This window comes from Chryseobacterium sp. KCF3-3, assembly GCF_045865955.1.
Lineage (GTDB): Bacteria > Bacteroidota > Bacteroidia > Flavobacteriales > Weeksellaceae > Chryseobacterium.
The window spans coordinates 2,320,477-2,346,178 of the sequence record NZ_AP035792.1 but is presented as its reverse complement, the minus strand read 5'-3'; the positions used below and the strand labels follow the sequence as shown (position 1 = coordinate 2,346,178).

Genomic DNA, 25,702 nt, shown 5'->3' with positions numbered 1-25,702 from the left:
TGACGAGCGGGTTACAACAAACCAATACCATAATTAAAAATTAAACTCATGAAAAAATTAAACATTACAAAACTTTCGAGAACAGAACTGAAAGATGTATTCGGTGGAACACTCTATCCGGCGGAATGCCCGGGAGGATGCCCTGGAGAAGGCATGATCAGATGTCCTGACGGTACTACCACAATGACTAACTTTATATGCATGGGAGGAACCTGCCAACCGGCAGCCATCTGCAAACCTCTTGTTCTTGAACCTTTTCCCGATCCGATTATCATCACTGATCCGATAACCATCATCCCATAATCAGAATCAGAATAAACAATACATAAAGAGGCTGTCAAAAGTCAAACAATTGGCTTTTGTCATTCTGACGAAGGAAAAATCTTATTGATAAACAACTACATGAGATTCTTCACTGCATTGATGAACTACGTTCGCAGACTTTAGTCTGTGTTCAGAATGACAATTTTAAGACGCCTCTTTTTTAGTATCTTTAAGTAAACAAAAACCATCATGAAAACCATTGAGGAAGTTCTGAAAAAACTGGATGAAATTATTATCTGGTGTAAGGAAAACAAGAGTCCTGCAGGATATTTTGCCTGTACTTACCGGATCATGACCGCACAGGTTCTGAAAGGAATTCAGCAGAAAAAATTTGAAGATAATCCCAGAATGACATTGCTTGATATTGCTTTTGCACAAAGATATCTTCAGGCATGGGAAAGCTATAGTAAAGGAGAAAGATGTACCAATTCCTGGTATACTGCTTTTGAAGCCACTAAAAACAAAAACCTTTTGATATTGCAGCATATATTCCTTGGGATGAATGCTCACATCAATCTGGATCTCGGTGTTTCTGCCGCTTCTATTATGCCTTACCGGAAAATAAATCCGTTGAAAAAAGATTTTGAGAACATTAATAATGTCATTGCTTCCATTAATCAGAACGTGCAGGATTCTCTGAATAAAATCTGCTATCCTGTGGATCTTGTGGACAAACTCTCAAATGGAAAAGATAATGCTGTATTGGATTTTGCCATTTCCAAAGCAAGAGATACTTCATGGGCCACGGCAGTCATTACCTCCAACACTCCGAATTTCCTTATAGAATCGGTGATTGGTATTGTAGATTACGCAGCCGCTAAAGTTGCTACCCAAATTCTGAACCCGAAAATCCTCACTCCTGCTCTTTTAAAAGAATTAAAAAAATGTGAAAGCAGTGATGTAGTAAAGAATATTGAGATTTTAGAATCTACAAAAAACTCATAATAAAAAGGCCGGGATCTTCCTCACGGATCCCGGCCTCATAATGAACAAAATAAAAGAAACTATATTGCTTCCTTATGCTTTTTACGGTAGGCATAATGGAAAATGATAGGTAATATTGTAAATGACAGCAGCATACAGACGATCAACCCGCCTACAATCATAATGGCTAAAGGTTTCTGAATTTCAGAGCCCATTCCGTTTGACATGGCTGCCGGAAGAAGTCCCATAGATCCCATCAGGGCAATCATCACCACCGGACGGATTCTGCTTTTCACTCCTTCAGCTATGGATTCTTTGAGGGACATCCTGTTTTGTAGGTTTTCTTTCATGACCCCGATCAGAACGATACCGTCTATGGTTGCCACTCCGAAAAGGATAATGAAACCGATTCCCGCTGAAATTCCGAAGATGGTTCCCGTAAACCAAAGGGATAAGAATCCTCCGATAAACGCAAATGCCAGTGTGATGGAAGAAATCAGCGTGTCTTTTATGTTTCCGAAGTTGAAATACAACAGCATCAGAATAAGAACTAAAGAAATTGGTACAACCATAGCCAGCTGTTTTGCGGCTCTTTCTTTACTTTCAAATTCTCCAGCCCACGTCATTTTATGATTTTTCGGAAGCTTTACTTCCTTATCTACTTTGGCTTTGGCTTCTTTGATAGTGCTACCTAAATCTCGACCTTCAATATTGAATCCAACTCCAATATATCTGCTGTTTCCTTCACGGTAAATAAATGATGGTCCGGTATGATAATCAATGGTTGCAATTTCTTTCAGCGGAACTTTTTTATTGTCCTGAGTAGGGATGAGAATGTTTCCCATCTTTTCCGGTGTATCTCTGTAATCTTTTTCAAACCTAAGCATTACATCAAACATTCTTTCTTCTTCATAAAACTTGGTGGCAGCCTGTCCTCCGATCGTCATTTCGATGACTGCCTGTGCATCTGCCGTGGATACTCCATATTTTGCCATTTTCGAGTCGTGAAGCTGTATTCTCAACTCCGGAAGTCCGATATTTTTGAAAACATTTACATCGGATATTCCCGGAACTGTTCTGATAGAATTGGCTACTTTATTGGCATAATTTTCAAGTTCGAAAAGATCATTTCCAAAAATCTTAATCACCAGCGGAGCTTTCACTCCTGCCACATATTCTTCCACATTATCCTGTATCGGCTGGCTGAATCCGAAATTGATACCCGGAAATTTTTCAAGGGAAACTCTCATTTCTTCAAGGAGTTCTTCTTTGGATATTTTTTTCTTCCATTCATTTTCCGGCTTCAGCTGAATATTAAATTCGATATTAAAAAATCCGGTGGGATCTGTTCCGTCATTCGGACGACCTGTCTGGGTCATAACAAATTTTACTTCATCATACTTCATGAGAATCTCCTTCATCTCTTTGGTCAATCGTACAGATTCATCCAGATTGACACTGTTGGGAAGGGTTGCCCTTACGTAGATGGCTCCTTCGTTCAGTTTGGGTAAAAATTCGGATCCGTAATTAGAGAATCTCCATCCGCAAACAGCAAGCAAAGCAACGAAACCAATGATAAATCCTTTTTTGTGACGGTCACTGAATTCGTAAATTCTATAGATATTAACTCTGAAGAATCTTGAAATAAAGTTTTCTTTCTCTTCAATATTTTTGGTCAATAACAGTTTACACATTGCCGGAACATAAGTCAAACTTAAGATCAGTGATCCCAATAATGCATATCCTAGTGTAAATGCTAATGGTGAGAACATTTTTCCTTCAACTTTCTGGAAAGAGAAAATCGGCATCAACGCAACGATCAGAATCAACAGGGCAAAGAAAATATAACTTGCCACACTTCCTGCGCTTTTCTTGATGATTCCCAGTTTTGAAATTTTATTGAATCTACGCAGCCCAATCTTTTTCGCTTTAAGCTCGAGAGCGACAAAGACGTGTTCCACAATAACCAGTGTTCCTTCCAGAAGCAATCCAAAATCCAGTGCTCCCATAGAAATCAGGTTGGCCGGCAGACCCTGAATTTTCAACATAATAATAGCAAACAGGAAAGCCAGAGGAATCACTGATGCTACAATAAAAGTGGTTCTCCAGTTGTAAAGAAAAATAAATACAATGATGGAAACCAGAATAACTCCTTCAATAAGGTTTTTGGAAACGGTATGAACCGTTGTGTTCACAAGTTCTGTACGGTCGATGATCGGAACAATCTGTACATCACCGGGAAGTTCTCCCCCATTCAGTTCTTCTATTCTGTCTTTCAGTCTGGCAATCACTTCACTTGGATTTTCACCCCGAAGCATGATCACAATTCCTTCTACAACATCATTTTCTTTGTTGTATCCTACCTGTCCCAATCTCGGTTTTGCAGATACTTTTACTTCTGCTACGTGTTTCACCAGAATAGGCGTAGAACCTTTTACCTCAATCTGAATGTTTTCAATATCTTCTTTTTTCTCCAAAAGACCAATCCCCCTCACTACATAAGCCTGATCACCTTTTGCCACCACATCTCCTCCTACATTGATATTACTCTTCGAAACCGCTTCATACACATCCAGGGGGGAAAGGTCGTAATTGTGTAATTCCGTAGGATTAATTTTTATTTCATAGGTCTTCTCTTCTCCACCAAAGCTTACCACATCTGCCACTCCGGGAACGGCAAGCAATTCTCTTTCCACCACCCAATCCTGAATAGCGGTTACTTCTTTGATGGGAAGTTTACTCTTGATAATATATCTGTAAATTTCACCTGTAGCTCCCGAAGGAGGCTCAATACTATATTCTGCTCCGGCAGGAAGTTCTACATTTCCGAGTTTATTGGAAGCATACTGCTGTGCATAAAAATCATTCACATGATCATCAAAAATAACTGTCACCACAGACAATCCGAATAAGGAAATGGAACGCACCGAAGTTTTATTCGGGATGGCATTCATTTCTTTGGAAATAGGTAAAGTGACAAATTTTTCAATTTCCTCAGCACTTCTCCCCGGCCATTGGGTAATCACTCTCACCCTTGTATTGGTAACATCCGGAAATGCTTCAATAGGCGTATGCATATAGGAATAGATTCCTCCGGCCAGCAAAAGAAAAGTCCCCAAAAGAACAATCAGTGAGTTTTTTAAAGAGAAGGAAACTATATTCTGTACAAATTTTCGCATTACTTCGTGGAGGTATTTAATTGGTTTTTCAGGTTCTCATAAATCAATAGTCCGTTGGAAGCAATGACATTTTCACCTGGTTTTAAATTGCCTTCTACATAAATATACTGGCTGTTGGAAGCAATTTCTGTTACTGGCCTGATCTCCAATTCACAGTCTTTTTTGTAAACCACTACGTAGCTTTGGTTGTTATCAAAGATTAAGGCTTTCGCAGGAATAGCCAATGCGCTTTTATTTTGTGAATTCACTGGCAATACAACATCTGCAGACATTCTCGGTCTCAGCTTCATCCCGTTATTATCCATAATGATTTTAGCTTTAAGCACTCTTTCATTTTCATTAAAAACCTGAGAAATATTGTTGATTTTCCCTGAAAAACTATCATCCGGATAAGCAAGCGTTTTGACCACTACCGGCTGATCTACATAGACATGTCTCATGTTGGTAGCATATACATTGGCCATTACCCATACTTTATCCAGATTGGAAATAGTAAACAGTTGATCTCCTCCTGCAGTAACAGGCATTCCTTTAGAAATATTTTTTGAAATAACATATCCGTCTGCCGGAGCTTTTATCTGAATGGTATTTCCTCCCGCTGAATACAGCTGCATATTTTTCTGCGTCTTGGAAATATTGGATTGCAGTATGGCTACTTCAGAACGTGCTTCCTGCAAATCTTTCTGAGAGGCAATATCATCTTTATACATGGCTTCTACGGAAGACAGTTTTCTTTTCGCAACAGCCAGCTGAGCCTGCAAAGTTTGAGTATCATCCTGCATTTCATTCACGGCTGTACTCTTTACGCTTGCCAACGTTTGCCCTTTTTTTACATAATCACCAAGTGAGAAATAAGTTTCTATCACCACTCCGTCTACAAGACTTACAAAAGGAACTGTTTTATCAGAATTGCTTTCCACTTCTCCGGTAAGGGTGATACTTTCTTCTATGGGAAGCAGTTCTGCTTTGGCCAGTTTAATATCTTTTTTAAGTTCTTTGCTGATGCAATAACTTTTTTCAGCTTCTTTATTTTCCTGTTTTCCGGCACAGCCTGTAAAAATAATGAGGGCAGACAGATAAGCTGCAGCAGTGTATTTAGTAATATTTTTGTTCATATCTTATAAATCTTGTCCTACAACATACTGCAGGTTTTCGTAGTATTGATTCAATTCTTTTTTAGTATCCAGGATGATCATTTTATTTCCAATGTAGGTATCCAGAAAATCCATGTACTCCAGCATGCTGATATTTCTTAGTCTGAAATTTTTCTCGTGGCTTACCAGTAAACCATCCAGAGTAGACTCGTAATTGTCATCGATCTCTTCTGAAACCTGCTGTGTTCTGATATAATTTCTAAAGACAGAAACAATTTCGTTCTCAGATTTCAACATGTTTTTGCGGGTTTCCAGTTTGCTTTTCTCAATCTCAAGCCTTGCTTCCTGGATATTCCCTTTATTACGGTCGAAAATGGGAAGATCCATAGAAACACCTAATCCTATAAAGTCTTTCATGATATTTCCTCCACGGTCATATCCTATAGAAACCGCAACATCAGGAGTTTTCATGGCATTTTGAATTTCCAGGTTTTTAGCTGCGTGTTTCTCTTTATTTTTCGAAATCATAATATCAGGGCGGTTTTCTTTTGCCTTGTCTATCCATTGATTCACTTCCAACTCAGAAAGCTGTTTTTCAGGCATGACAAATGAATCTGTTATCACCAGATAAGATTGAGAAGGCAGCATCAATAAGGCTTTAAGCTCTACCTGCTGATCTTCGATTTCCTGTTTTAATGAAATCAGCTTCTTTTTGAATTCAATTTCCTGTGCTTTTAAGCGGACGTACTCAGCTTTACTGATATTACCAAGGTTTAATTGATTATTGTAGGATTTTGTTAATTTCTCAATGGAAGTGATCTGCCCCTGATAGATTTTCTGCTGTTCCTGATTGTAAAGAACTTCGGTAATGGTATTTCTGAGGGTCTTCTTAAGTTCACGCAAAACTTCCTGCAGTTCATACTTCTCTCCTTCCACTTCTATTTTCTGGAGTTCAATATTTTTTCGCCTTTTACCTGCAGTCTGAATCACCTGTTCTATCTCCGCAGAAATCTGGGTGTTTTTTCCCCAGTTTCCGATCAATGCCGGCTGTTCTTCTATGTCATAAGTTCTCCATAAATTAACTTCGCTGATACTTAATGTAGGATTAGGCCAGTATTTAGCCTGAACAGCTCTTGCCTCGGCTTGTGAAATTTCAAGCTTCTGTGCAATGAGGTCGAGGTTTTTAGCCAAAAAGATAGTTTCAGCTTCCTTTCTTCCAATTTTCAGGGTATCTGAAATCTGTGCTGAAAAGAAACTGAAACAATGAATATAAAATAGTGTAAAAAATAGCTTCTTCAAGGTCTCTTATTTTAAGACCACAAAGCTATTTGCCTCATATTAGAGGGAATTGTAAAGGAAATTAAAATTCGGTTAGTTCAACATTAGAGTTTGATTAGAATTTAAAAAAACACAAATAACACAAACGTTTTCACGAATAACACAATCAGGAATAAACTGGAAATTCCAGAAGAACGCTTGTACCAACATTCACAGCAGAATCTATTTTCATCACAATATGATGATGGTCAAAGTTTGATTAGAAACTTTTTTATTCCTGGGAATTGTGTTTGAATGGGTATGTTTTGGCTAAAAGCCGAGAGATGTTAAATGTATATCTTAAGCGGGTTAAAACCCGCTCCTATTGAATTGAATAGTCTTTCTCACAGGTTTTGTTGATTGAGCAGATTATTTATTCGTAAAGTCTATCCGTCCAGTTTGTCATTCCGAAGGAATCTATACTCTACATTAATTGGGTTATAAAATATATCGAGACTCCTACCGGAGTGACAAAGTTGGAATTGACAAAGCTAAAAGAGAGCGAGAGAAAAAATCAGGAATGAGCAGGAAATTCCAGAAGAACGTTTGTACCAACATTCACAGCAGAATCTATTTTCATCACAATATGATGATGATCAAAAATGCTTTTTGAAAGTGATAAACCAATTCCACTGCCTTTTACAGTATCTACATTTTTTCCTCTGTAAAAAGTTTCAGATATTTTCACAAGGTCATCAGCCGGAATTCCTCTTCCTTCATCTTTGACTTCGATATACAACTGATTGGCCTTTTCTGATAATGTAATCACAACAGGTTTATCAAAGGAATATTTGATCGCATTTTCTACAATATTATACAACGCAAGATACAGCAGCGTTTCGTTTCCTGGAAATTCCAGTAAAGCAGGTTTCGTTACCTGAAGCTGTATTTTAATGGATGAACGGTTTTCTTTTGCTTTAGGTTCTAATTTTTCATAAATCTTCCAGATCAGCTCATCTACTCTCATCGGTTTGTGAGAAGACTCAAGCTTTGTCATTCCGGACATCAGCAAAAGATTGTTGAGAATATTTTCAATCTCATATACGTTTTCCAATGACTCTTTGGCCACTTCCTTATATTCTTCCGGTGTACGGTCTTTTTGGGCAAAGACTTCCAGGTTTCCTGAAATAGCGGCTAAAGGTGTTTTAAATTCATGAGAAACATAATTGATAAAGTTCTGCTGCAAGAGTACATTTTCTGAAATTCTGCCCAGCAGTTTATTATAGGATTTTATCAGATCTTCAATCTCGTCATTGGTATTGGTAGAAGTAATGATTGCCGTAGAAATGTTATTATATTCCACTTTATTGATCCGTTCTACTACATTGGAAATAGGTTTATAAACCACTTTAGAAAGGTATCTGCTCAGAAAATAAATTGCAAGCAGCCCAATCAGCAATACGGAAAGCATGATAATAGCCAATCTCAGGATCTGCGACTGGAAAGAGTCGTTGGAAGATTTCACAAAAACAACAAAGTCTCCCTGATTGTCCGGATAAAAAATCCCATAATAGAATTGATTATCAGACATAAACTGTATTCCTTTGTTATTTCGGACAGCCTGTAAATGAGAAGGTTTTATATTCTTATCATTCAGATTGTGTCCAAAAGTAACTTCATTATTCTGATTGTAAACCGCTACCCTGTTATTCTGAATCAGGTGATTGTATTCTTTTTTGATCTGAGCATGACGGTCTTTTGGGAGTTCATCTTTTTCGAGATAATAAATAGCAGAGATAAGAGCCGTATTTCTTAGCTTTTCAAAATAAAAAATCTTGGTACTGTCATAATAAGCAAAGAATATCACCGCAGATGTGATGATAGAAACAATGCCGAATGACAGGCTTGAAATAAGGGTAAATCTGTTTCTGAGCGTCATTTTCAGTCTTTGATCAAATATCCGGTTCCTTTTACCGTATGAATAATTTTCTGTTCAGTCTCATCAATCTTGTTACGGACATAGGAAATATAAACATCTACTACGTTCGTTGTATTATCAAAATCAATTCCCCATACTTTATGTAAAATCTGGGTTCTGCTCAGCACTTTATTTTTATTCTCCATCAGAAAAGTAAACAGTTTGTATTCCGTAGGGGAAAATTCTATTTCTTTGTCATTCTGAGTTACTTTATGAAGATCGGTATCAATCATAATATTTCCGCATGATAAATATTGATCTTCTTTCTGATAGCTCAGTTTATTTCTTCTGGTTAAAGCCTTAATCCTTGAAATCAATTCTTCAAAATGGAAGGGTTTGGATAAATAATCATCAGCGCCCATATCGAGCATTTTGATTTTATCATCAGGACTGTTCAGGGCACTTAAAACCAAAATCGGGGTATAGTTTCCTTTAAATCTGATAATCTGTGTAAGCTGCATTCCGTCCAATCCGGGAAGCATGATGTCCATTAAAATAATATCAAAATCATAGGTATGAAGAAGCTCACGCGCCTTTTCACCGGAATCTGCAAGGGTCGTATTATAGCCAGCCTCAGAAAGGCCTTTAATCAGAAAATTGCTGATTCTTTGATCATCTTCTACCAACAAAATATTCATAAGTCTCTGAAATTTCCCATAAATATAAGTATTCTTGTTCAGAAAGGAAGCCGGAGGCTGGAAGAGAGAGGTAATATAATTTTATAAAACAATGATCTCCCATTTTATTCAGCTTTTAAAAACATTGAAATTAATTTTAAAAAATAGTCAGTCCTTTTCTGCACAGAAGTAACTTCCAGCATCCCCCTTCCTTCTTCCAGCCTTTTTTCATAATTTTGAAACATGGAGATGATATATTTAATTATTGGATTGATTGCCGGTGGTGTACTGGGCGCTGTTATATTATATTTTGCACTGAAGTCATCAATGGTTTCAAGAAGTTCTTATGATACACTGAACACCTTATCTATAAAAACTCAGTCTGATCTTGAAAATTCAAATCTGAAAATTCAGGAGCTTACTCAGAATATCAGTAAAGAAAAAGAAGCCAATATGCTGCAGCAGGATCTGCTGGATGACCTGAAAAATGAATTTTCTAAAATATCTGCCGAATATTCTTCTTTAAATCTTCAGTTTCAGGAATTGAAACAAACCCATCAGAGACAGACTTCTCAGATAGAGACTCACATTCTTGAAAAGCAGACTCTTTTTGCAAAAAACTCTGAACTTTCTGCCAAAAATGAGGGTCTTCAACAATCTCTTGACACCCAGAAAGAAGAAATCGTCAAAATTCAGGAAGATTCTAAACTTCAGTTTGAAAACCTTGCCAATAAAATTTTAGAAGAAAAAACTGAAAAGTTTACTGCCTTAAATCAAAATAACTTAAAAAATATCCTTGAACCGTTTCAGGAGAAAATCGCGGATTTAAAAAATAAAGTCAACGAAGCCTACGAAAAGGAAAATAAAGAACGTTTCTCTCTAGCTGAAAAAGTAAAGGAACTGGCGGAACTGAACCAGCAGATTTCCGATGATGCCAAAAAACTGACCCGTGCCTTGAAAGGAGAAAGCAAAACCCAGGGGAACTGGGGCGAGATGATTCTGGAAAGCATTCTTGAAAAATCAGGATTGGTAAAAGGAAGAGAATATTTCCTCGAGCATGAATTGCGTGATGAAGACAATAAAGCTTTATTCTCAGAATTCTCCGGAAAGAAAATGCGTCCTGATGCCGTTGTAAAATACCCTGACGAAAGGAATGTTATTATTGATTCAAAAGTATCTCTGACTGCTTTTACAGAATTGGTAGACGAAACCGATGCAGATGTCTACGCTATAAAACTAAGCCAGCATCTTGGATCTATCAAAAACCATATTAATCAACTCAGTCAAAAAGCATACGATGACTATGGAAAATCATTGGATTTCGTGATGATGTTTATTCCGAGTGAACCGGCTTATATTGCAGCAATGCAGGCAGACCAAAACCTTTGGAACTATGCCTATGAAAGAAGAATTCTTTTGCTTAACCCAAGCAATCTGATCACTTCTCTTAAGCTGATTGCCGATCTTTGGAAACGCGAATATCAAAACCGAAATTCTATTGAAATTGCTGATCGTGGAGCCAGACTCTATGACAAATTCGTAGGTTTTGTAGAAAACCTGGAAAAAGTAGGCAGAAATCTGGATCAGGCGAAAAACGTATTCAATGATGCCTACAAACAGCTTCACACCGGAAATGACAACCTGGTGATCCAGACTCAGAAATTGAAGTCATTAGGAATAAAAAATAAAAAAGACCTGCCTCAAAGTCTTATCGACAACGGCAATCTTATTGAACCATCAGAAAGCTAAATCCCAGGTTTTATGTTTTCATTTACAGCATATCCATACCCAAAGTCCGAATCTATCAAAGAAATTTTCGTTTCTTCATTGGGGGCAGGAGTTGCTGTCTATTTGTTTCTGATTATTTTTCAGCCTTTTGGCACCGAAAACTTCCAACATCCTTACAAGTTTTTACTACTTTTCCCCTATTGCATTATTTTTGGAATGGCATTTTTTATTGCTAATCTTATGACTTCCCGTTTCAGCAACTGGAATATTGGTGCGGAGTTTTTAAAAATAATTCTCATTCTATTCCTGAGCTCTGTTCTATCCTACTTTTACAATTCATTATTCTTGAGCCATGTAGCACTGGATCTTGGCAATTATTTCTACATGTTCTTATATTCTCTTGCAATCGGTATTCCGGTTTCAATCATCTATATTTTATCACGGTACATCTATTTAAAGAATATTCATGAAAAGAAAGCCCTCGATATTTCTCAACATCTTCCCGTTTCAGCTTCTGAACAACGACAAAATCTGTTAAAAATATCAGCCCAGAATACCGAGCTTATCATGAATGAAAAAGATTTTCTTTGCGTTCAGTCTATGGAAAATTACTGTACATTTTACTTTCTAGAGAATAATAGCGTACAAAAAACATTGATCAGAATAAGTTTAGCCAGTGTTTTACAACAAATTGAAACAGATTCTGTTAAAAAATGCCATCGTTCTTATATTGTCAATCTTGGAAGGGTAAAAAATCTCAAAGGAAATGCTCAGGGTTATAAATTAATCCTTCCTGAAATCGATTTTGAAATCCCTGTTTCAAGGAGTTTCATTTCTTCAATTATTCCTCAATTGCAACAGCAGCATTCATAATTTTTGTCATTCGTCACTATTCTTTGTCATTGATCACATTAACTTGAAAGCATTGATTTAAAGCTACATTTTTGCTCAAAATTAACAGACATGAGCAAAAATATCCGCTTCTTTTTCATTTTTATTCTAGGGTTTACAGCCTATTATTTTTTCGATTTTCTCTTTTTTAAAACCATACAGACTTTCTCAAAAGATTTGTTTCACAGTAAAGCAATAGCCCATATAATTGCTTACTCCGTGACTTTAGTCCCATTAATCGTTACGCTAAAAATTCTATTTCCAAAAAGAAACATTTCAGACCTGTTTTCATTAGATAAACCTATTTTCAAAGGTTTCACTTTAGCTCTTATCAGTACTCTTTCTATGTTGATTGGATATGTGATTCATTTTAAAATAATCAGTAAAATAAATTTTGAAACGTTATTTATCAACACATTATCTTCAGCATTTTTTGAAGAGATTATTTTCAGAGCTTTTCTTATCGGAATACTATATCGGTTTACCAGACTCGGATTTTTATCATCTGCCTTATTAGGTTCATTGTTATTTGCACAGGTACATTTATACCAAAGTCAGAACTTAATAGAGCTTACCGAGATATTTGCCATTACATTTTTAGGATCAGTATTCTTTGCCTGGGCATATTTTGAATCGGAATACAACTTATGGACCGCAATCTTCCTTCATTTCTTTATGAATCTGTATTGGGAAATCTTTAATGTATCAGAAAACGTTTCCGGGAATCTATATGGAAATATCTATAAATTCCTATCCATTGCCGTCCTGATCTTAACGGTCATCTATTATAAAAGGAAAAATAAAACTCCAATGGAGGTCACATGGAAAAAGCTTTTTATCAAAACCAGAGAAGTTCAATCATAAATTTTGCATAATTTTGCAGCATGTTGATAGAAAGTTTTCAAAACGATAAAATAAAAAATGTCACTAAGCTCCTTACTGACAACAGGTTTCGTAAAAAATCAAAAGTTTTTGTAGTAGAAGGCCAGCAGGAAAATGAAAGAGCCATACAGTATGATTTTGAACCGTTGGAGTTCTTTATCTCTGAAAATATCTTTAAAGGAACACTTCCCAATGGAAAAATCCATTATGTAAGTGAAAAAGTATATGAAAAAATAGCTTACAGAGGTAGTTCTGAAGGGATTATCGGAATCTACCATGCAAAAGAAAATTCACTTTCTTCATTTGTTCCTAAAAAAGATTCTACGGTAATTATTGTTGAAGGTGTAGAAAAACCAGGAAATCTTGGCGCTATTTTAAGAAGTTGTGAAGCTTTTGGAGTGGATGCTTTGATTGTTGCTGATGGGAAAACTGATTTTTACAATCCCAATGTCATCAGATCCAGTGTTGGCTGCCTTTTTGGGATGGAAGTCTATCAGGCTGAGAATGAAGAAACCTTGGAATTCCTGCAAAAAAACAGCTTCAATATCTACACAACGCTTATGGACGAAAGTGCTGAAGATCTTTATAAGAGAGATTTCAAGCAGCGTTCAGCAGTATTATTCGGGACGGAACATTCAGGATTGAGTGATTTCTGGATTGGAAAAGGAAAAAACACTTTAATTCCGATGGCCGGAAGTATTGATTCTTTGAACCTGAGTAATGCGGTAGCAATTACCTGTTATGAATCTTTGAAACAGAAGAAAGGATAAATCCTATATAACTTTTTATAATAGAGATTGCTTCGCCTTCGGCTCGCAATGACTAAGCATAAAAAAACCGTTTCACTGGGTGAAACGGTTCTTTTATTGTTAAGCGTATGCTAGAATTATTTCTTAGCAGCATCTTTAGCAGCATCAGCAGCTCCTTTAGCAGCATCAGCAGCTCCTTTAGCAGCGTCAGCAGCTCCTTTAGCAGCATCTTTAGCAACTTCAGCACCAGCAGCAGTAGTAGCAGCAGCAGCATCTTTAGTAGCTTCTACAGCAGTAGTTGCAGCAGAATCAACAACTTTAGCAGCTGAATCAGAAACTACAGCAGCAGAATCAGCTACAGTAGCAGCAGCAGAATCAGTTGTACCTTCAGTAGCAGTAGCTTCAGTTTTTTTACAAGCAACTAGAGAGATTGCAGCGATAGCAGCTACGAATAATGACTTTTTCATAATAAATTAAATTTAATTTTGTTAATATTGTTTTATAAAATTTTCTTCTGTTCTGTTATTTGAACAAGACAAAGGTAGAGCAGTTAGAAAATTTGTCTATGAAAAATAATTGTAATACCTTTGTAAAATAGTTTTACAAAAAAACATAGCTGATAATCAACAATTTAATTATTTTTTGAAAAATTGACAGATTTAGATCTATTACACTTTGAACAGCTAAAAAAGGATGTTCAGGGTCAATACTTAAAAGAATATACCCCTTCGCAGGATGACATATCCAAGTGGAAGGGTATAGATATTATATATTTTCAGGAAGACCTTCGAAAAAAAGCGAAAGGTAACATCAGTGAAAAATCATTTTACACCTACTTTAAAACTTCACCGGTTACTAAACTACCAAGAATAGACATGCTCAATTTATTGAGTATTTATGCAGGTTACAACTCATGGTACGATTTCAAAAAGCAGCATCTTTTTGCGGGTGAATTACTTCAGGAAAATGAAAATTTTGACGACGAAGATCTCGATGAACTTGAAAAAACAGTTTCTGAAGCTCCTGAACTTCCAAAAATTGAATTTCAACCTAAAAAAGTTGAAATCAGGACCCCAGAAAACAGTGATTTACAAAAATCAAATACTGAAAATCAACAAATTACACAAAACAAGACTACCACAAATGAAGTTGAAATTTCATCGGTTTCGCCTAAGAAAAATTTCTTCAAAAAGAATGCATGGGCACTTGTCACTTCAGTTTTGATTACCATTACTGGTATCCTTGGATTTAAAGATGTACTTTTTTCAAAAACTTACAAATATTGTTTCATTGACAAAGACAGAGGAGTTTCTGTAATTAATACCTTAGAAATAATGGTAGTGAAAGAAAATGAATCTCCACTGATGTACAAAATAAAACCTGGTGAATGCTTTTATTATTCTACCAAAGATAAAAATTTAAAAATGCGAATCAGTGCTCCTTTCTACGAGCCTCTGGAAGTGAACAGAAATCTTGAAAATGCCCCGGAAGAAGAAAAAATAGAACTAAAGCCGGATGATTATAAGATGGCTGTCTATTATTTCTCTATCAAAGATATCAAAGGAGGAAATCCCGATGAGCAGGTTGCTCTTATTAAGCAGAAGAGAAACCAGCTGGAGAACCTGATCAGTAACAATGCGGTAATCTATCAGGTATATGATAATGACACTTATGGTATAGAAAGCCTGAATAAGCAGAAATACATCACTCTGGTAACCACACCAACGACCTCTCTGAAAAACCTGAATGTAATAGAAATGAAAAAGGATAACAAAGGTAAAATTGTATCCATCAAATTTAAAATTGCTACCACAGATGAAAAGAATAAGTAATTTTTTAATTTTCACCGTGCTTCTGACGTTATTTATTGCCTGTAATAATAAGACCTCAGAGGTGAGCGACCTCGATAAACTACGAAACAGCAACAATGAAAAAAGCTATCCTGCCGTACAGATGGATAGTATGCAGGCGATTAATTCCATCACCAAACAGAAAGTTCAGGAGCTTCTTGATCTGTCTACCTTATATCTTAGCGGAAACAGAAATACAGAAATAGATACCGTGATTTATTCACAAATGGAAAGTTATTTCCACAAACCGGACTCTCTCACCTTCAAAACATTGCTGAAAGAGCTTGACAGCATGAAAGCAAAAACAGCCAAGGTGAGCAACCTGAATGTTTATAAAGAGTTTTATAAAAAGGATACATTAGACTATGCCAAGTTCAATGTAGAATACTTTGACAATAAAAATAAGTCGCTGGGAAGCTTTGAAAAGAATGCACAGTATATCCTGCTTTCTACTTCCAAGCTTAAAAAAGAATTTAAGTTTTACTTTTTGGATTTTTATTCCAAACCGCTTAAGAAAGACAGTACTTCAGTAGGAGTAACCAAATAGTCAAGGGGAACATCATTTTCCCAGACATCATCCACATATTCATCGGGGTCAAAGTAATTGACTCCGATTTTTTTTGTCTCTTCAGATATATTTTGAAACAAGCCGTCATAAAATCCTTTGCCATATCCTACCCGATTTCCTTTTTGGTCACAATACAACAAAGGCGTAATCACGTAATGAAAGTATTTTTCTCCGGAGTCTACATTGGAAACAGGTTCTGAGATCCCCCAATTGTTGGGTTCAAAAACAGTATCTTCAAAGATCTCGATATTAATAAGTTTGTCACCCACAATTTTAGGTACATAAACACGGATATTCTGTGCTAAAAAGTATTGAATGAAAATCCGGGTATCAATTTCTTTTCTTGCCGGAATCGGGATGAAAACGTGCACTTTCTCAGATTCTTCCGGACGGAAATACCGGATGAAATTCTCAAAAATCTTTTGAGATAACTGGAAGGCCTCATCGGTAGACAAGGCCTTTCTTTTTTGAGTATATTTTTTTCTAAGCTCAGCTTTCAGCATAATGATTATGTGATTCTTACAGAAATAATTTTCACAGGACAGGCGTTGGCCGCTCTCTCCAAATATTCAACCGCTTCCAGGTCCTGTGTTTTTAACGTGTAGAAGCCTTTTTTATCAATGGTCTTAAGCAATACTGATTTACCATCTTTTTTAGACATTCTAAAATATTCGGGAGCGAATTCTACACAGTAATTACACCCAATACATTTATCTCTTTGAAGTGTAGCAATGACCATTACGTTTTCACAATTTTATATAATTTGTCACTCGGGCGTATACGGAACTTCGTAGGAAAAGTAATCACATCAGATTTTGTTGCCTTGTCTGCTCCTTCCTTCTCATCAACCATCATGCTTTCGATAATCATTTCCTGTGATCCTGTAGTAGGTCCCTGTATAAGCACATTATCTCCTACAGAAATATCATACGCTTCAACCACAAACTCTGCGATATTGGCTTTCGGATAAAAGTGCCGTCCTTTTCCGATATATACTTTCTTTTGTGTTGCACCGGAACCTGAGTTTGAAGACCACTCACCCAGCTCCTGGCCAAGATAATATCCACTCCAGAAACCTCTGTTGTAGACGGTCTCCAGAAGTTTCATCCATTCATCCACTTTTTCCTGAGAAAATGTTCCTTCGGCAATACTGTCGATTGCTTCTCTATAGCATTTTGTAACTGTCGCTACATATTCTGGAGCCCTTCCTCTTCCTTCTACCTTCAAGACTTTCACGCCGGCATCCACAATCTGATCCAGGAAACCAATCGTACACAGGTCTTTAGGAGACATCATATATTCGTTGTCAAGTTCAATTTCAAAACCTGACTCCTGATCAATCACCGTATATTTTTTCCGGCAGTTCTGCTTGCAGGCGCCTCTGTTTGCTGAAGAATTATGGGAATGAAGGCTTAGATAACATTTCCCGGATACTGCCATGCATAAGGCACCATGTCCGAAAATTTCCACTTCAACAAGATTACCGGAAGGTCCTTTTACCTGATCTTTTTCAATCTGGGTGCAGATTTTTTTGATCTGGCTGATGCTTAGTTCACGGCTCATTACCATTGTATCAGCAAAAAGAGCATAGAATTTTACTGTTTCAATATTGGTGATATTAATCTGGGTAGAAATATGCACCTCCATGCCAATTTGTCTTGCATATGAGATGACAGCCTGATCCATTGCAATTACTGCCGTAAGACCTGCCTCTTTCGCTTTATCGAGAAGTGTTCTGACGATAGAAAGATCGTGATCATAGATGATGGTATTAAGGGTAAGATACGTTCTTACTCCTTTTTCAGCACATCTTCCGGCAATTTCCGGCAGATCATCAATGGTAAAGTTCATTGTTGCTCTGGCACGCATATTGAGCTGCTCAACCCCAAAATAGACAGAGTCTGCTCCATTATCTATAGCTGCCTGAAGTGATATGAAATCTCCTGCAGGAGACATCAATTCTATTGTTCCGTTTTTGGTCATTTTGAGTCCGGAATTACTAGGTTATTAAAACAGAAATAATTTACTGAAAGCTCTGAATTATGCATTTTGCACAATTCTGTACAGCTTATCAGATAAGCGAACTCTGAATGGTAATGCAAAAGTAATCTGATCTCCTGGTTTTGCAGTTTCGCAAGGACCTCCATTAGCGTAGATTTCAGTAATAGTAACTTCCTGCTCTCCCGTTGTTGGACCGGAAATTAATACTTTATCACCTATGGACAGATCTTTATTCTCAATTAAAAACTGTGCAATCTTTGATTTTGAGTAGTAATGCTCTGCCTTTCCAATCAATTCTTTTTTGACAGCAATCTTTTGACGGATATTTTTAGTTTCAGCTTTTGCTAAAGGTTTATCTGATAAATCTCCGGAATTTTTGAATTTCAAGGCATCAGATTTTCCTTTTCTGAATACTTTATTTCCAACCTGAAGTCCTTTTCTTAATTTCACCTGCTCATCCCAAGGTAAATGGATTGTATCAAGACATTCCGTAGAACAGCAGTTTTCCATTGCCGCTTTACATTCGTCACATTGGATAAACAAAAGGTGACAAGCATCGTTTGCACAGTTCGTATGGTTATCACAAGGTTTTCCACACTGGTGGCACTGTGAAATAATATCATCTGTAATTCTCTCCCCTAAACGGTGGTCAAATACAAAGTTTTTACCGATAAACTTACTCTCTATTCCTTCTTCTTTTATCTGGCGTGTATATTCAATGATACCTCCTTCTAATTGGTAAACATTTTTGAAACCCTGATGTTTGAAATAAGCACTGGCTTTCTCGCAACGGATTCCTCCGGTACAGTACATCAAAAGATTTTTATCTTCTTTAAAATCCTGAAGCTGTTCGTTAATGATTGGTAAACTTTCTCTGAAATTTTCCACATCCGGTGTAATGGCTCCTTCGAAATGTCCTACTTCACTTTCGTAGTGATTTCTAAAATCTACGACAATGGTATTCGGATCTTCTAATAAATTATTGAATTCCTGAGCTTTTAAGTGAATTCCTTTATTGGTAACATCAAAAGTTTCGTCATTCAAACCGTCAGCAACAATTTTGTTTCTGACTTTTATGGTTAATTTTAAAAAAGAATAATTGTCCTGGTCTACCGCTACGTTCAAACGGATTCCTTTCATGAAGTCATATACTTCCAGCGTATCACGAAAAGCCTCAAACTGATCAGCAGGAACACTCATCTGAGCATTGATTCCTTCTTTAGCAACATAAATACGGCCAAGCGCATCCAGTGCATTCCAGGCTATAAATAATTCGTCGCGAAATTTTTTTGGGTCTTCGATTTTGGCATACGCATAGAAAGACAAAGTAAGACGGTCTTTACCGGCTTCATCAATAAGTTGAGCTCTTTCTTCTGCGCTTAAGGTGTTATACAGTTGCATGCTATAAACGTTTTAAGTGAGAATAAAATTTTTGCAAAGATAAGTATTTTTGAATTAAGTATATTTATGATACAAATCACAGACACAAAGTAATTAACGACCAGCAAAGAAAAAAAGCTTACTTTATATCATAAGTCTGCCATATTTTCTTTAATTTTTTTTTAAGTTTTGTTAACTATGGCATTAACAATTATGACATAAGGCATAAAATGATATAATAGCCGTTAAATTTTAGTTAAAATTGAAACATAGCATACTAATTGCTTACTTATTTAACATTAAATTTGTTTACTCAAAAACATAAAAAAGAAATTAATTAATAAACAAGAAAGATATACAATGAAGAGTACTTTAAAAAAACTATTACCATTTGCAGTAGTTGGAGTCATTTCCGGAGCTACTACCGTTGGAGCTTTACAATATTTCGGACATAGCTCCAACAATGGAGATCAATCTTATTTCACAACAGCAGCACCCAATACTTCATTCGCAGGAATGAATACAGGAGCAGTAGGTGAAGATTTTGTAAAGGCAGCTAAAACAACCGTTCCGGCTGTGGTTACCATTAAAAATTATCAGAGCAGAACAGCAAGCAGAGCTTCAGAGCAGGATTTGTTTGACTTCTTTTTCGGAGATCCTTTCGGAGGAAGAGGCCAGCAGAGACAGAAACAGCAGCAGGCTCCTGATAATATGCCATCGGGAATGGGTTCTGGTGTAATTATCTCTCCGGACGGTTATATCATTTCCAATAACCATGTGGTAGCAGGTGCCAATAAGCTTGAAGTCGTACTAAGCAACAAAAAATCATATATCGCAACTTTGGTTGGAACAGACCCTAACACGGATATCTCTTTACTGAAGATTGAAGAAAAAGGTCTTCCTTATCTGAATTTTGCGAATTCTGACAATATTGATGTAGGGCAATGGGTTCTTGCAGTAGGAAATCCATTGGGATTAAACTCTACGGTAACAGCAGGTATTGTTTCTGCTAAAGGAAGAGGTATCGGAATTCTTGGAAGCCAGGGAAAAGCTACTAATCCTATTGAGAGTTTCATTCAGACGGATGCTGCCATCAACCCAGGTAACTCTGGAGGAGCTTTGGTGAATACAAATGGAGAGCTTATCGGGATCAACTCTGCGATTCAGTCTACTACAGGATATTATCAGGGATACGGATTTGCAGTGCCATCGAACTTAGCAAGAAAAATTGTTGAGGATATCAAGAAATTCGGAATTGTACAGAGAGGATTCTTAGGTGTTCAGTCTTTAGACCTTTCGAATGATCAATTGGTAACTTCATACAATAAGCAGTTCAAAACAAATCTGAAAGTAGGTTCCGGAATTTATGTTACAGGATTTGGTGAAAACAGTGGCGCTGAAGATGCAGGATTGAAAAAAGGAGATGTAATCACTAAAGTAGACAACTACGATATCACGGATTTTGCTGACCTTTCCATGTCTATCGGAAGCAAACGTCCTGGTGATAAAGTTCAGGTAACGTATTCAAGAAATGGTAAAGAAGGTACTACCACTGTAACGCTTAGAGACCAGAAAGGAGGTACTTCTACAAGAACGAAAGCAGATCTTACTGTAACTGAAAAAATCGGAGCTGAATTTGATCCACTTACAGAGCGTTTCAAAACAGAATACGGACTGAACAGTGGTGTAGTTGCTAAAAATGTATCTGAGGGCAGCGAAATGGCTAAAATCGGAATCGTAGACAACTATATCATCATTGAAGTCAATGGTAAACCGGTAAATTCACAGAAAGATGTTGAAAAGATCCTTGAAAAATACCAAGGAAATGTACAGGTGAAATTCGTGGATGATTACGGAAGAATTTATACAAAAGGATTTAAAATGCCTTAATTGATTTTTTTGATTTAACATTAAAAAAGCTAACCATTCTTACTTAAGAATGGTTTTTTTATGAAAAAAAATAAGATAATTAAACTCAATGCAGAAACTAATGAAAACCACACAAAACACTGATTAACAATATATAATAATTCCATTTTTCATATATTTGAAAAAGCAAAAAATGCATGAAAAAAGCCACCTATAAGGATAGAGAAAAAGTCGTTAATATTTTATGCCAGGCTTTCATCAATGTTCTTATTCCTAATTCTATCAATTTTGTTATAAAAAATTCTGGTAACAGATATAAAAGATTGAAAGCATTGATGGAGTTTCAATTCGATTTATCAATACTAAATGGAAGTATATTTCTTAGTGATGATCACAAAGGATGTATTTTATACTTAGATAAATTCCAATTCAGTTTAAAAAAAATCTGGCTTGAAATAAAATTACTGTTCAATTGTATTGGAATTGAAAATATCTTTAAAGTTTTACAACGAGAAAAACTCTTAGCAAAGTTTCATCCGGAAGAAAAATTTGTTCATTTATGGTTAATGGCTGTAGTTCCCGGTGAACAGGGAAAAGGAATAGGTACAAAACTTTTAAATGAATCTATGAATAAATATAAGAGCGATCTCGTATATGTTGAAACAACAACATTAGAAAATAGAACCTTCTATCAACAAAATGGATTTACCATTTTCCATGAAACTTTTGAGTTGGATTATCCTCTTTATTTTTTGAAATATGTTTAATAAGGAAATGTATTAATGCTTTTCATATCAACAAAAAACGCTGCAGAAATCTGCAGCGTTTTTTTATTATTTATTTAGACTTGTTCATTTTATCAGCGATACTTTTCTTTTTATTTCTTTCGTAGATCACTTCTACAATCTTACCTCCAATCCAGGAAAACGGAAAGAATGTAAGGAAAATGGAGATCTTATAAAATGTAGGATGATATGGAAAAATAATAACATCCAACATGGCAATAAAAAGCATAATAAAGCCAATCAGAATAGCATAGGCTACTTTAGCATATTTAACGATAATAGCTGTCGCCACTCCCCCAATGGTAGTTCCTAATCCGGAAATAAACAAAAGGAAACCGAAAAATGCCTTATCATCTTTCATGCTGAAAAGAAACCTTTGCCAGTGCTCAAACGGAGCAAAAGCCTCAAAAGTTACCCATTGCGGAAAAGCCCTTATACCAAGAGTAATAATAAGCCCTGCAATACCAAGACCTATCAGAACCGCAATTGTATTTCTTATAAAGTTCATTAATCCTGATGTGCAATCATAGAAATTTCGATATCCACATTTTTAGGCAAACATGAAACCTGTACTGTTTCACGGGCAGGATAGCTTTCTGAATCTAAGTAAGATGCATAGATATCGTTCATTACAGCAAAATCATCCATACTCTTAAGGAAGATAGTAGCTTTTACAACGTTTTTGAAAGTCATGCCGGCTTCAGTAAGAATCGCTTCAAGGTTTTTCATTACCTGGTGCGTTTCTTTTTCAATTCCTTCTACCAATTTACCAGTTGCAGGATCTACAGGAATCTGTCCGGAGATATACAAAACTCCGTTGGCCATATTAGCTTGTGAATAAGGTCCGATAGCTGCAGGTGCATTAACTGTGTTGATTATTTGTTTCATAGCGGATATTTATTTTTTCTATGGTTATATGCAATCACTATCTGCCATATTCGTTGGTTTTTGAATTCTGCCAACAGTGATTTCATTAGAATTTATTTTGCTTGCAAATATAAAATTTATATTGTCAAATGCCAATCTGATATTAGAAAGGTGCATTAGGCTGAGTAAAGCTTCTGTCTTTGTACTTCAATGCGTCACTTAAGATATTGGCTTTGATACCGATAAAGAAGTCATATACTTTATACTGTCCGAAAGGAACCCAGTTGAAATTGATCGTAAAACTTCGCTGATCTCTTGAAAAACCAATTCTTGTATATGCCAATTCTTTAGTCACCATGTCATAATGCGTACTTCCGTTAATATTCCAGTAAGGAGTTAACTTGATACTACCGTCCAATCCTATGGACGCAATTTTATTGGCAAATTTGCTTAATCCTTTTGAATATGCATAATTTGCACTGATATTTAAAGTCCATGCCTGATCAAAGTGAGCATAATGATCATCATCAAAATAATAATTTTCGTTTCGGACCTCTCCTTTCGACGAATATTTCTTTGCATAATCTGTTTTCTCTCCAAAAATCTCACTGCTTAAAGGATAAGATAGCTGAACGTTGAATCCCTGTACACTGAAGTGCCCAAACTGTTCTGTTCTTACTCCGGTATCCTGTCCTGATGAGAAGTCAATTTTATAAGGTTCTAATGCAAGACTGGTATTTACAGTAAGTTTATTATTAAAGAAAGAAGATTGTCCGTTGATGGAGAATACAGACCAAGGATGGTCTTTAGCAGCAAAGTTATAGCTTCCCGCAAGGTTTAAAGATTCAAAAATTTTGATTTTCTTTACTCCTGTAGAATCGCTTTTAGACTTTACTTTCATTTCGATATTGTTTCCGATATTGAAACCTAGAGCACCCTGCATTCCACTTTGTGGGCTTCCGATGATTCCTTTTTCAAAAATTGAATAAGGAGTCAGAGCACCTGTTGCATTGTAATAATTTTTATAATAACCGAAGTTAGGACTTGAGAAATCCGGAGAATAAGTGAAACTTACACTTGGAGTCATCATATGTCTTACAGCTTCTACTGCTGATCCTTTTTTGAATTTCATCATTCCGAAAAGCGTTGTCTGAAGACTTGCAGAAGTTGAGAATGTAGAATATCCCGTAAAGTTTTTATTGATCTCATCAACTGTTACATTCTTTATCGGATCATAAAATCTGTTCAACGTTTTTGTTGTCAGCGCATTATCAATATTAGCACTTAAACTGAAAGTGAAATATTTGGCCAATGTTGTATTGGTTGCCAATGCGATGTTATTTTTAAGCCCTGTCTGCATCTTATCCCACATTTCTTTTTTAAATAACTCATTCTCCTGAGTGTTTACGAAATTGGTAAGATTGAATCCTGTATTCACCGTAATATTTTCAAGAAGTCCCTGTCTGATTCCTGTTCTTGATTTGAACAGATAAAACTGGTTTATTGCTACGTTCATTTGTGGAAGACGAAGGTCTGCCAGTCCTGTTGCAAAGTTTTGTGAATAAGAAGCAGTTCCTGTAATGGTCATCGGAAGTTTCAGGAATCTTTTGGTAAGAGTTACCGTAGAGTTCTGCTGTGTATTCAATACATTCTGGTTGAAAATATAGTTGTTATTCAACGGGTTATTATAGAACTTGGTACTTACAATATCCACAGAAGCACTGAACGTAAGGAAAGGATTTGCCTTAGAATCCTGAGCGTGTGTCCAGTTGATTCTATAGGTGCTGTTTTTAGTATAATCATCCAAACCTTTGATACCTCTTACCATTGTACCAATATCTGCGGTAAAGTTTCCGGAATAGCGGTATTTTTTCTGATAATTCACCTGAGGACGCAAGTTCCAGCTTCCTTTTGTATAAATATCTGCTAAAACTTTAAGATCAAAATGTTCCCCGATAGGTTGATAATATCCAATCCCGTTCAGGAAAAAACCTACATCTTCCCTTTCCCCGAAACTCGGGATCAGAATACCTGCAGCCCTTTTATCTGAAAACGGTAAAATAGCAAACGGAAGGTAAAGCGGTGTAGGTACCTGCTCGATAAACATCTGAATAGGACCTGTAACGATCTGGGATTTTGTTTTGGTTTTAATCAGCTTAATATTATAAGCTCTCATAAAATAATCCGCTGCCGTATCTTTTTTCTTAATGAAATAATCATCCGTTGTATAATCCGCTTTTCTCATTGCGAATACGGAATCATTATATTTTTTAGTCTTCTGAGCTATAATTACCCCTTCACTTTCTTCTGTTCTTGCATTGAAAGCGATAGCCTGTTTTGTTTTTGTATTATAGCTGAACTCGTTGGTTTCGTATTTTTTTCCGGCCTGCGTAGTAATTACAGGTTCTACAATTTTCCCTAAAGAGTCCTGTTTTCCTCGCGCATAGATCAGATTTTTGTTATCATCAATAGAGATATAATCTGCATCAATCTGCATATCCTGATATTTTACCTGAGCATTTTTGTTCAGGAATGTCATCTTTTTAGGGACATCTCTCCTCTGATCATCCGCTTTTGTACGAAGAACATCATTTAAGGGTTCTTTTTTTACAACTATGGTATCCTTTTTGGAAATAGTATCATTAACCGCATTTTTAGGCAATTTTTCAGGAGTTTTCTGTGCTAAAAAATTGTTAAAAATTAGGATAATTAAAATTTGTAATATATTTTTGAAGACGGTTTTGGCCAATTTTATACTA

General features: G+C 36.2%; 23 protein-coding genes. 10 read left to right on the top strand and 13 right to left on the bottom strand.

Features of this window, described 5'->3' with window-relative positions:
- The first annotated feature begins 48 nt into the window (after positions 1-48).
- A complete protein-coding gene (locus ACKTTZ_RS10460) occupies positions 49-303 on the top strand; it encodes a hypothetical protein (RefSeq protein ID WP_407848734.1) in 255 nt (84 codons plus the stop codon).
- Between the two features lie 210 nt (positions 304-513).
- A complete protein-coding gene (locus tag ACKTTZ_RS10455) occupies positions 514-1,269 on the top strand; it encodes a DUF5995 family protein (protein WP_407848732.1) in 756 nt (251 codons plus the stop codon).
- A 59-nt stretch (positions 1,270-1,328) separates the two neighbouring features.
- On the opposite strand, the gene ACKTTZ_RS10450 is transcribed toward ACKTTZ_RS10455, so the two are convergent.
- The 5 genes from ACKTTZ_RS10450 to ACKTTZ_RS10430 form a co-directional block, all read right to left on the bottom strand.
- Complete coding sequence (locus ACKTTZ_RS10450; protein WP_034694638.1) at positions 1,329-4,427, bottom strand: CusA/CzcA family heavy metal efflux RND transporter; 3,099 nt, start codon at positions 4,425-4,427, stop codon at positions 1,329-1,331.
- On the bottom strand, positions 4,427-5,542 hold the full coding sequence (locus ACKTTZ_RS10445) for an efflux RND transporter periplasmic adaptor subunit (RefSeq protein ID WP_407848730.1): 1,116 nt from the start codon (positions 5,540-5,542) through the stop codon (positions 4,427-4,429). The genes ACKTTZ_RS10450 and ACKTTZ_RS10445 overlap by 1 nt, the downstream gene beginning before the upstream one ends.
- Before the next feature lie 3 nt (positions 5,543-5,545).
- A complete protein-coding gene (locus ACKTTZ_RS10440) occupies positions 5,546-6,820 on the bottom strand; it encodes a TolC family protein (protein WP_253316338.1) in 1,275 nt (424 codons plus the stop codon).
- Positions 6,821-7,352: 532 nt separating this feature from the next.
- Positions 7,353-8,717 carry an ATP-binding protein gene (locus ACKTTZ_RS10435; RefSeq protein WP_407848728.1) on the bottom strand — a complete coding sequence of 455 codons (1,365 nt, stop codon included), beginning with the start codon at positions 8,715-8,717 and terminating at the stop codon, positions 7,353-7,355.
- Between the two features lie 2 nt (positions 8,718-8,719).
- Complete coding sequence (locus tag ACKTTZ_RS10430) at positions 8,720-9,394, bottom strand: response regulator transcription factor (protein ID WP_034694633.1); 675 nt, start codon at positions 9,392-9,394, stop codon at positions 8,720-8,722.
- Positions 9,395-9,616: 222 nt separating this feature from the next.
- Here ACKTTZ_RS10430 and rmuC point away from each other — a divergent pair, with 222 nt between their 5' ends.
- The 4 genes from rmuC (at position 9,617) to ACKTTZ_RS10410 (ending at position 13,644) form a co-directional block, all read left to right on the top strand.
- Positions 9,617-11,122 (top strand): DNA recombination protein RmuC, encoded by a 1,506-nt coding sequence (gene rmuC, locus ACKTTZ_RS10425; RefSeq protein WP_034694631.1) that lies wholly within the window; start codon positions 9,617-9,619, stop codon positions 11,120-11,122.
- A gap of 12 nt (positions 11,123-11,134) precedes the next feature.
- Complete coding sequence (locus tag ACKTTZ_RS10420) at positions 11,135-11,974, top strand: LytTR family transcriptional regulator DNA-binding domain-containing protein (protein WP_407848725.1); 840 nt, start codon at positions 11,135-11,137, stop codon at positions 11,972-11,974.
- Between the two features lie 90 nt (positions 11,975-12,064).
- Positions 12,065-12,856 (top strand): type II CAAX prenyl endopeptidase Rce1 family protein, encoded by a 792-nt coding sequence (locus tag ACKTTZ_RS10415; RefSeq protein WP_407848723.1) that lies wholly within the window; start codon positions 12,065-12,067, stop codon positions 12,854-12,856.
- Positions 12,857-12,876: 20 nt separating this feature from the next.
- Positions 12,877-13,644, top strand: a complete 768-nt coding sequence (locus ACKTTZ_RS10410) for an RNA methyltransferase (protein ID WP_034694622.1) — start codon at positions 12,877-12,879, stop codon at positions 13,642-13,644.
- Positions 13,645-13,760: 116 nt separating this feature from the next.
- Here ACKTTZ_RS10410 and ACKTTZ_RS10405 read toward each other — a convergent pair whose 3' ends face one another.
- The gene (locus ACKTTZ_RS10405) at positions 13,761-14,090 is read right to left on the bottom strand and encodes a hypothetical protein (RefSeq protein ID WP_034694620.1); all 330 of its coding nucleotides are present in this window, start codon (positions 14,088-14,090) and stop codon (positions 13,761-13,763) included.
- A gap of 183 nt (positions 14,091-14,273) precedes the next feature.
- On the opposite strand from ACKTTZ_RS10405, the gene ACKTTZ_RS10400 reads away from it, so the two are divergent.
- Positions 14,274-15,455, top strand: a complete 1,182-nt coding sequence (locus ACKTTZ_RS10400; protein ID WP_407848720.1) for a hypothetical protein — start codon at positions 14,274-14,276, stop codon at positions 15,453-15,455.
- Complete coding sequence (locus tag ACKTTZ_RS10395) at positions 15,439-16,020, top strand: hypothetical protein (protein ID WP_034694612.1); 582 nt, start codon at positions 15,439-15,441, stop codon at positions 16,018-16,020. Before ACKTTZ_RS10400 ends, ACKTTZ_RS10395 begins: the two co-directional genes overlap by 17 nt.
- Here the strand turns inward: ACKTTZ_RS10395 and ACKTTZ_RS10390 are convergent.
- The 4 genes from ACKTTZ_RS10390 to ACKTTZ_RS10375 are packed head-to-tail and all read right to left on the bottom strand — an operon-like array spanning position 15,969 to position 19,443.
- Positions 15,969-16,544 carry a 5-formyltetrahydrofolate cyclo-ligase gene (locus tag ACKTTZ_RS10390; protein ID WP_407848718.1) on the bottom strand — a complete coding sequence of 192 codons (576 nt, stop codon included), beginning with the start codon at positions 16,542-16,544 and terminating at the stop codon, positions 15,969-15,971. The two genes, ACKTTZ_RS10395 and ACKTTZ_RS10390, sit on opposite strands and share 52 nt — an antisense overlap.
- A gap of 5 nt (positions 16,545-16,549) precedes the next feature.
- Positions 16,550-16,780 (bottom strand): ferredoxin, encoded by a 231-nt coding sequence (locus ACKTTZ_RS10385; protein ID WP_034694606.1) that lies wholly within the window; start codon positions 16,778-16,780, stop codon positions 16,550-16,552.
- A complete protein-coding gene (locus ACKTTZ_RS10380) occupies positions 16,780-18,024 on the bottom strand; it encodes a peptidase U32 family protein (RefSeq protein ID WP_034694603.1) in 1,245 nt (414 codons plus the stop codon). Before ACKTTZ_RS10380 ends, ACKTTZ_RS10385 begins: the two co-directional genes overlap by 1 nt.
- Before the next feature lie 57 nt (positions 18,025-18,081).
- The gene (locus tag ACKTTZ_RS10375) at positions 18,082-19,443 is read right to left on the bottom strand and encodes a rhodanese-related sulfurtransferase (RefSeq protein ID WP_407848715.1); all 1,362 of its coding nucleotides are present in this window, start codon (positions 19,441-19,443) and stop codon (positions 18,082-18,084) included.
- Between the two features lie 339 nt (positions 19,444-19,782).
- Here ACKTTZ_RS10375 and ACKTTZ_RS10370 point away from each other — a divergent pair, with 339 nt between their 5' ends.
- Positions 19,783-21,312: a trypsin-like peptidase domain-containing protein gene (locus ACKTTZ_RS10370; RefSeq protein WP_407848713.1), complete on the top strand. Its 1,530-nt coding sequence runs from the start codon at positions 19,783-19,785 to the stop codon at positions 21,310-21,312.
- Between the two features lie 176 nt (positions 21,313-21,488).
- The gene (locus tag ACKTTZ_RS10365) at positions 21,489-22,058 is read left to right on the top strand and encodes a GNAT family N-acetyltransferase (protein ID WP_407848711.1); all 570 of its coding nucleotides are present in this window, start codon (positions 21,489-21,491) and stop codon (positions 22,056-22,058) included.
- Between the two features lie 70 nt (positions 22,059-22,128).
- Here ACKTTZ_RS10365 and ACKTTZ_RS10360 read toward each other — a convergent pair whose 3' ends face one another.
- From ACKTTZ_RS10360 to ACKTTZ_RS10350, 3 genes are all read right to left on the bottom strand, one after another.
- A complete protein-coding gene (locus ACKTTZ_RS10360; RefSeq protein ID WP_034694594.1) occupies positions 22,129-22,584 on the bottom strand; it encodes a hypothetical protein in 456 nt (151 codons plus the stop codon).
- A complete protein-coding gene (locus ACKTTZ_RS10355; RefSeq protein WP_034694591.1) occupies positions 22,584-22,964 on the bottom strand; it encodes a RidA family protein in 381 nt (126 codons plus the stop codon). The genes ACKTTZ_RS10360 and ACKTTZ_RS10355 overlap by 1 nt, the downstream gene beginning before the upstream one ends.
- Positions 22,965-23,106: 142 nt before the next feature.
- A complete protein-coding gene (locus ACKTTZ_RS10350) occupies positions 23,107-25,692 on the bottom strand; it encodes a putative LPS assembly protein LptD (RefSeq protein WP_407848708.1) in 2,586 nt (861 codons plus the stop codon).
- Positions 25,693-25,702 lie beyond the last annotated feature (10 nt).